We start from the raw sequence: 7,951 nt of genomic DNA, 5'->3' as shown, positions 1-7,951 counted from the left end.
GTTCCCGCCGGAACGCGGCCGTTCGTCTGCGGGGGCCGGCAGGACTACCGGCGCTGCTGCCTCAGCTGCTGTTCGAACCGGTCCGCCCAGTACGCGGTCCGGTCCAGGTAGGCCGTCTCGGCGGCTTCCCCGGTCGTGCCGTAGGCCCCCTCGAAGGTCTCGTAACCGTGGCCCCGGGGCGGGGTGGAGGAGGCGGGTTCGATGGAGCTGCCCTCGTGCCACTCGTTGAACGAGGTGACGGAGACCCAGGTGGGGTCGCCGCCGATGGCCGGGTCGAGGGCGTTGTTCCACTCCAGGTCGTACGAGGCGCCGTCCTCGCGGCCGAGGGTGGGGGTGGTGTTGCCGGGGACGGCCCGGTCGTCGATGTAGCCGGGGGCGACCGAGGGGGCCCAGACGAGGCCGTTGGCCTTGGCGTAGTCGCCCGCGTTCTTCCAGCCGGGGGCGGTGGCGCCGGCGATGCCGTCGTAGGTGTAGATCCCGCCGAAGTGGTCGACCTTGCTGGTGTCGGTGGTCTGGGCGAGGACGATGGCGGTGTCCTTGACGGCGTCGAGTGCCGACCAGTCCTGGATCCTCAGGCTTTCGAAGACGTAGTAGGCGTTGCGGTCGCCGTTGGCCGCGTCCCGGTAGAACGCGGGGTGGTCGCCGAACTTCCCTTCCAGATAGGCGATGTCGTCGACGACGGAGGCGGCGGTGCGGCCGCCGTACGGCTCGATGTGCCAGGCGACCTCGATGCCGTGGCGGGCGGCGGCGTCCATCACGTCACCGGCGAGGTCGTCCTCGTACCCCCCTCGCCCCCACCAGCTGTAGACGATGACGCCCGCGCCGGACCGTTTCACCCATTCCATGTGCTGCTCGACGGCTCCGGCGATGTCCCCGGAGTCGTACGGCCCGAGCTTCGGGTAGAGGTCGGCTCCGATGGAGTCCGGTGGGGTGTGGCCGCCCTGCTGCCAGTGCCGCCAGCTGCCCGCCGGACCGTCGGGGGTGCCGTACCACGGGTAGTAGAAGAGGTGCACGTTGGACGAGCCCTCGTCCTCGGTGGCCGGGGTGCGGGTCAGGGTGAAGCGGTCGACGTCGAAGAGCGCGCCCGCTCCTCCGGTGAACCGCAGGAACAGCGGGCCCGCCCCATTGGCGGTCAGGGTGGTGGTGACCTCGGTGAAGGTCTCCCAGCCGCCGGTCGGGGCGACGTCCACCGAGCCGAGGAGCGGTCCGGTGGCGGAGCCCGAGCGGATCTCGATCGTGCCGCCCGCACCGGCCGAGGAGACGGTGGCGGTGAAGGCGGTCGCTCCGGCGGTGTCGAGGGAGGAGTAGCCCGCCCAGTCGCCGTCGTCGATGTAGCCGAGGGTGGCTCCCCCGCTCGCCGATCCGTGGGCGGCGCTCTGCACGCCCGAGGAGGAGGTGTACGCCTCCGCCTCCGCGCTGTCGCCGCCCGGGTCCGGACCGCCCGGGTCACCGGCGGAGCAGTCCGCCTCGACGGCTCCGGCCGCGTACTGGACGCCGCCGAGGAGGAGTTGGCGGAAGTCGGGGTCGGCGAAGGACTCGATGGTGTGGCCGAGCCCGGTGTAGAAGGAGCGGCCCTGCTGCTGTTCGTGGCACCAGGTGATGGGGTGGTCGCCGCCCATCTCGCCGCCGCTGTAACTGGATTCGTCCAGGGACTGGAGGACGTGGACGCTGTCGCGGGGGTTGGAGCGGTAGTTGTACCACTCGTCGGTCCGCGTCCAGGTGTCGTCCAGGTGCGCGGTCGCCGGGTGGTTGTGGTCCTCGGTGGTGAGGCGGGCTTCCTGGATCGCCGGGTGGCTCTGGAACCACGCCCCGACCAGGTCCTCGTACTCGGGCCAGTCGTATTCGGTGTCGGCCGCAGCGTGGACGCCGACGAAGCCGCCTCCGCCGTCCACGTACCCCTTGAGTGCGCTCTGCTGGGTGTCGTTCAGGACGTCGCCGGTGGTGGAGAGGAAGACGACGGCCTCGTACTCGGCGAGGTTCGCCGGGGTGAAGGCGGTCGCGTCCTCGGTGGTGGTGACGGTGAAGTCGTTGGCCGCGCCCAGTTGTTCGAGGGCGGTGATGCCCGCCGGGATGGAGTCGTGGCGGAATCCGGCGGTCTTGGAGAAGACCAGGACCTGGTACGGGTCGGCGGCTGCCGCGCTCTGGACCCCGGGGCTCAGGAAGGCGGTCCCGAGGGCGAGAGCGACAGCGCAGGCGAGTCGGCGGGTACGGGATCGTCTCATCGGTCGTTCACCTGCGCTCCCTGGGTGTTGAACGTGAAGGCGTCCAGGTCGAAGAGGCTGCCCTGACCCGTCGGACCCTTGAAGACGAAGAACAACTCCGTTGATCCGGGCGGGGCGTTGGTCACGTCCGCGGTGACGTCCACGAAGTTCTCCCAGCCGCCGGTCGGGGCGACGGGCAGGGAGGAGAGCAAGGTGCCGGTCGGGGAGCCTGCCCGTACCTCCAGGGTGCCGCCCGCACCGCCGGAAGCGACCCGGGCCGTGATGGAGGTGGCGTTGGACAGGACGTACGGCTCGAAGGAGACCCAGTCGCCGTCGTCGGTGTAGCCGACGCTCGCGCCGCCCTCGGCCGGGCCGTGCGGGGCGACCTCGATGCCGCTCTGGGCGGCGAAGTGCTCGCCCTGGCGGTGGCGGGGCTGGAGGATCGAGTCGCTGTGCGTGGTGAGCCCGCCCGCGTCGGTGTACTCGGCGTCGAAGACCCCGTAGATGTTGGCGGCGCTGTCGTGCTCCCCGTCGACGGGGACATCGATGGTGCCGGAGCAGCCGTTCTTCGAGGTGATCTGGTGGCGGTGGCTGTCATGGCCGAGGAGATAGGTGACCTTGACCTTGGAGCAGTCGACCGTGCCGTCCTCGGGGTCGCTGACCGTGACGGTGAAGGGGACGGAGTCGCCGAAGGAGAAGAGGCTGCCGTCCGCCGGGGTGGTGAGGGTGACCGTGGGGGCGGTGTTGCCCGCAGTCACCACCAGGCTGGCGGTGCCGGTGAGGCCTTCGGGGTCGGTGACGGTCAGGGTCGGGTTGAAGGTCCCGGCCGTGGTGTAGGTGTGGCTGGGGTTGGCGTCGGTGGAGGTGGCTCCGTCGCCGAAGTCCCAGGCGTAGGTGAGGTTTCCGCCCTCGGGGTCGGCGCTGCCCGCCGAGGAGAAGGAGACCGCGAGCGGGGTGGGCCCGGAGGTCGTGTCAGCGGCGGCCTCGGCAACCGGGGAGCGGTTGCTGCCCGCGAGGTACTCGACGCGGTACAGGGCCTGGTTGCCCGCGCCGGTGCCGTAGTCGAGGACGTAGAGCGCGCCGTCGGGTCCGAACGCGGAGTCCATCACCTGGGTGCCGGTCCAGGGGAAGGTGTCGATGGTTCCCGGTGATCCGTCGGCCTTGACCTCGACCGGCTTGATCCATTTGCGGCCGTACTCGGTGGCGAAGAACCGCCCGTCGAGGGAGGCCGGGAACTTCACGGCGGAGTCGAGATCCGCGTCGAAGTTGTACACGGGTCCGGCCATCGGGGACTCGGAGCCGCCGCCGAACTCCGGCGGAGAGCCCGCGTCACCGGCGTACCGGATCCAGGCGGGCTGAGCGGGAGGGAGAGTGGCGAGGCCGGTGTTGCGGAAGGAGTTGTTGGCCGGGCCGGAGGCGCAGTCGTACTTCGCGCCGGACGGGCCGCCGGGGAAGGCGTACTCGCCGTACGTCTCGGTGGGGGTGTTGGTGCCCGTGCAGTACGGCCAGCCGAAGTTGCCGGGCTGGGTGACGCGGTTGAACTCGACCTGGCCGCTGGGGCCCCGGTTCGGGTCGGTGGTTCCGGCGTCGGGGCCGTAGTCGCCGATGTAGACGGCTCCGGTCGACTTGTCGACGGACATCCGGAACGGGTTGCGGAAGCCCATCGCGTAGATCTCGGGGCGGGTGTTCGCGGTGCCGGGGGCGAAGAGGTTGCCCGCCGGGACGGTGTAGCCGCCGTCCGCCGTGGGCTTGATCCGCAGCAGCTTCCCGCGCAGGTCGTTGGTGTTGCCGGAGGAGCGCTGGGCGTCGAACTGCGGGTTGCGGTCGGTACGTTCGTCGATCGGGGCGTAGCCGGCCGACTCGAAGGGGTTGGTGTCGTCGCCGGTGGTGAGGTAAAGGTTCCCGGCGGCGTCGAAGTCGATGTCGCCGCCGACGTGGCAGCACTGGCCCCGATCGCTCTCGACTTCCAGAACGACCTTCTCGCTGGCAGTGTCGAGCGTGCCGTCGGCCTTGAGGACGAAACGGGAGAGGTTGAGGTGACCCTTCCACGGTTCGAAGTCGGCGGCCGAGCCGGTGGTGGGGGCGTCGCCGGGCGGGGTGTCCAGGAGCGGCGAGTAGTAGAGGTAGACGTAGCGGTTGGCCGTGAAGTCCGGGTCTACGGCGATGCCTTGGAGGCCCTCTTCGTCGTGGGTGTAGACGTCGAGCTTGCCCGCTGTCTTCGTGGACCCGGCGGCGTCGGTCAGCCGGACCGTGCCGTCGCGGGCGGTGTGCAGCACGGACCGGTCGGGCAGCACGGCGAGCGACATGGCCTCGCCCAGTTCGGCGGCGCCGAGGGCGAGTTGGACCTGCTGGTAGTCGGCGGCGGGGATGTCGGCCGCGGACGGTCCGGTCGCGGCCCGTGAGGCGCGCACCTCGGGATCGACGGCGAGGGCCGGGGCGGCGGTGGGAACGGCGAGCGCGGCCGCGAGGAGTGCGGCGAGAGCGGTGGCGTATCTGGACCACCGTGGGGGTGCGGGTGACATGGTCGGGTGGTTCCTTCCTGACGGTACGTGGGGTCTGTCAGGCAAGGCGCTGTCGCGCTTTGCGACGTGCAGGGGGGAGCCTCGGGCGCTCGAGAGCGGGCGGGTTTTTCCCTGGAGAGAGCGCTCCAACTCGCTTACTGGGCAAGCTTTTTGCATGCTGGCAACGCAAAATTAATTTGTCAATGCTGTGTCGAAATTGCGGTTCGATGCTCCGTGCAGCCATGTGGCGGAAGGGGCGGGCCCTCCGAAAGCCCGACCTGGGGTGATGCTGCCCTCATCGGTCTTCAGGTCCCGGCGAGGCCGCCGCCGACGCCCTAGGCTTCCCGGCGTGACCGACCTTCTTCCCGCGCTCCAGTCCCCCGCCGGCCCGGCGGCCTCCCGGGAGGCCGTCCGTTTCGGTGACCTCTCCCTGACCTACGGCGAGCTGGCCGAGGCCTCCGCCGCACTCGCCGCCCGCATCGCGGACGCGGGCCGAGTCGCCGTCTGGGCCACCCCTGCGCCGGAGACGGTGATCGCGGTGGTGGCGGCTCTGCGGGCCGGAGTACCGGCCGTTCCGCTCAACCCTCGTACCGGAGAGCGGGAGTTGGCGCACATCCTGGCCGACAGCGAGCCCACGGCCGTGCTGGCCGGCCCGGACGACACGCTGCCGCCCGCGCTGGAGAAGCTGCGGCGCGTGAGAGTGGACGCGCGGGCGGCAGAGACCGATGGGGCGGGCGCGACGCACCCCGACGTATACGAGATCGGCGAGGCCGACCCCGAGGCCCCCGCCCTGATCGTCTACACCTCCGGCACCACCGGGCCGCCCAAGGGGGCCGTCCTGCCCCGCCGGGCCATCGCCGCGTCCCTGGACGCGCTGGAGGACGCCTGGGGGTGGACCGGCGACGACGTCCTGGTCCACGCACTGCCGCTGTTCCACGTCCACGGGCTGATCCTGGGCGTCCTCGGCCCGCTGCGGCGCGGCGGCTCCGTCCGCCACCTGGGGAAGTTCTCGCCCGACGGCGTGGCCCGCGAGCTGGCCTCCGGCGGCACGATGCTCTTCGGCGTACCGACGATGTACCACCGGCTGGCGGAGCTGCTGGACGGCCCGGCGGACAGCGCCGGACGGGAGTCCCTGGCCCGCGCACTGGGCGGGGCGCGACTGCTGGTCTCCGGTTCGGCGGCGCTGCCCGTGCACGACCACGAGCGCATCGCGGCGGCGACGGGGCGGCGGGTGATCGAGCGGTACGGCATGACGGAGACCCTGATGAACACGGGGATCCGGGCGGACGGCGTCCCGCGCCCCGGCACGGTGGGCCCGCCGCTCGCCGGGGTGGAGCTGCGCCTAGCGGAGGACGACGGCGCGGTGCTCGACGAACCGGGGGCGATCGGCGAGATCCAGGTGCGGGGCCCGAATCTGTTCGCCGGCTACCTCAACCGGCCCGACGCCACCGCCGCCGCCCACACGGCGGACGGCTGGTTCCGCACGGGCGACGTCGGCACGGTGGACGCGGACGGGTACGTGACGATCGTCGGCCGCAAGGCCACCGACCTGATCAAGAGCGGCGGCTACAAGATCGGCGCGGGCGAGATCGAAAACGTGCTGCTCGCACACCCCGGGGTCCGGGAAGTGGCGGTGACCGGCGAGGAGGATCCGGACCTCGGCGAACGGGTCGTGGCCTGGGTGGTCGCGGCGGACCCCGACTCTCCGCCCTCCCCCGGAGAGTTGGCGGACCGGGTCTCGGCCGAACTGGCCCCGCACAAGCGCCCCCGCACCGTGCGCTACCTGGACGCCCTGCCCCGCAACGACCTGGGCAAGATCATGAAGAGGTCGCTCCGTGCCTGAGGAAACCCCCGCCCGGGCGACAAGCCGGGAGATGATCACTCTGCTCACCGGCGCCTCGGGCTTCACCGAGCACCGCCCGCCGCCGCGCCCTCTGCCGCCGGACGGACCGCTCGGCTGGGCGGGGTACGACGCGGCCCGGGAACGTGCCTCGGCGCGGACCGGCGAGGAAGAGTCCGTGGTGTACGGCACCGGGGTCGTCGGAGACCGCGCGTGCGTGCTGCTCTCCTTCGAATTCGGCTTCCTGGGCGGCTCGTTGGGGCGGCAGACGGGAGACCGGTTGGCGGCCGCGTACGAGCTGGCCCTGACCCGCCGCCTCCCGCTGCTCGCGCTCGTCGCCACCGGCGGCAGCCGGATGCAGGAGGGCATGGTCGCCCTCACCCAGCTCCAGCGGGTGGCCGCCGCCTCCACCCGGCTGCGCGCGGCCGGGCTCCCGCAGATCGCCGTGGTCCGCGACCCGACGACCGGCGGCGGCTGGGCCACGGTGGGGGCGGGCGCGGACGTGGTGCTGGCGCTGCCGGGCGCGCAGGTGGGCTTCGCCGGTTCCCGGGTGCGGCCACCGGACGCCGACCCGTACGCGTACAGCGCCGAGGGGCAGTTGGCGGCGGGCCAGGTGGACGCGATCGTCCCGCGCGAGGAGCTGACCGCCACGGTGACGCACTGGCTGACCGCGCTCGGCCCGCACGACGTACCCGGCGCGCCGCCATCGCCCGGCCCCGGCCCCTACGAAGCGCCCCCGGCCCCCTGGCCCGCCGCCGCCCCGCTCCCCCGCCCCCTCTCGGCCGCCCCGCTTCCGGAGACCGGGCGGGAGGCGGTGGCGCGGGCCCGGGATCCGCAACGGCCGCGCGCCGAGGCGTATCTGGCCGACTACTTCGCCGTACGGCTCCCCCTCCACGGGGACCGCTCCGGCTCCACGGACCCGGGGCTGCTGTGCGGCTTCGGGCTGCGCGCGGACGGCAGGCCGGTGGCGTACGTCGCGCAGTGCGGGACCGCGACCCGCCCGGCCGGTTACCGCGCGGCGGCCCGGACGATCCGGCTCGCGGACCGGCTCGGCGTCCCGGTCCTCACGCTCGTCGACACCCCGGGCGCGGCCAACGACGCCGAGGCGGAGCGGGCCGGGGCGGGTGCGGCCATCGCGGACACCTTCGCGGCGATCGCGGCGGCCCGCGTCCCGGTGACCACGCTGGTGATCGGCGAGGGCGGCTCGGGCGGGGCGCTGGCGCTCGCGGCCCCGGGCAACACCCATGTCACGGTGGACAGTAACTTCTCCGTCATCGCCCCGGAGCTGGCCGCCGCGATCCTCAAGCGGCCGCCGTCGGAGACCGGGGCCACCGCCGACCAGTTGCGGCTGCGCCCGCAGGACCTTGTGGACCTGGGCTTCGCCCGCTCGATCGTCGGGTGAACCGGAG

4 protein-coding genes are annotated in these 7,951 nt (G+C 72.6%); 2 read left to right on the top strand and 2 right to left on the bottom strand.

The window, feature by feature from the left end:
* Nucleotides 1–44: 44 nt before the first annotated feature.
* Together ACFWM7_RS06300 and ACFWM7_RS06295 are read right to left on the bottom strand one after the other, a co-directional pair.
* Entirely contained in the window at nt 45–2,222 is a 2,178-nt protein-coding gene (locus ACFWM7_RS06300) for a ThuA domain-containing protein (protein ID WP_383255705.1), read from the bottom strand.
* Nucleotides 2,219–4,723: a PQQ-dependent sugar dehydrogenase gene (locus ACFWM7_RS06295; RefSeq protein ID WP_383255702.1), complete on the bottom strand. Its 2,505-nt coding sequence runs from the start codon at nt 4,721–4,723 to the stop codon at nt 2,219–2,221. The genes ACFWM7_RS06300 and ACFWM7_RS06295 overlap by 4 nt, the downstream gene beginning before the upstream one ends.
* A 328-nt stretch (nt 4,724–5,051) precedes the next feature.
* Here ACFWM7_RS06295 and ACFWM7_RS06290 point away from each other — a divergent pair, with 328 nt between their 5' ends.
* Together ACFWM7_RS06290 and ACFWM7_RS06285 are read left to right on the top strand one after the other, a co-directional pair.
* Nucleotides 5,052–6,545 (top strand): acyl-CoA synthetase, encoded by a 1,494-nt coding sequence (locus tag ACFWM7_RS06290; RefSeq protein ID WP_383255700.1) that lies wholly within the window; start codon nt 5,052–5,054, stop codon nt 6,543–6,545.
* On the top strand, nt 6,538–7,944 hold the full coding sequence (locus ACFWM7_RS06285) for a carboxyl transferase domain-containing protein (protein WP_383255697.1): 1,407 nt from the start codon (nt 6,538–6,540) through the stop codon (nt 7,942–7,944). Before ACFWM7_RS06290 ends, ACFWM7_RS06285 begins: the two co-directional genes overlap by 8 nt.
* The last annotated feature ends 7 nt before the right edge of the window (nt 7,945–7,951 follow it).

The sequence above is a fragment of the Streptomyces sp. NPDC058375 genome, from assembly GCF_042723425.1.
In the GTDB taxonomy this organism is placed as follows: domain Bacteria; phylum Actinomycetota; class Actinomycetes; order Streptomycetales; family Streptomycetaceae; genus Streptomyces; species Streptomyces durocortorensis.
This window is presented reverse-complemented; position numbering and strand designations above follow the sequence as displayed.

Excerpts from the sequence above, each read along its gene's own strand:
- ACFWM7_RS06300 (WP_383255705.1), bottom strand. The coding sequence starts at position 2,222 with ATGAGACGATCCCGTACCCGCCGACTCGCCTGCGCTGTCGCTCTCGCC.
- ACFWM7_RS06295 (WP_383255702.1), bottom strand. The coding sequence starts at position 4,723 with ATGTCACCCGCACCCCCACGGTGGTCCAGATACGCCACCGCTCTCGCC.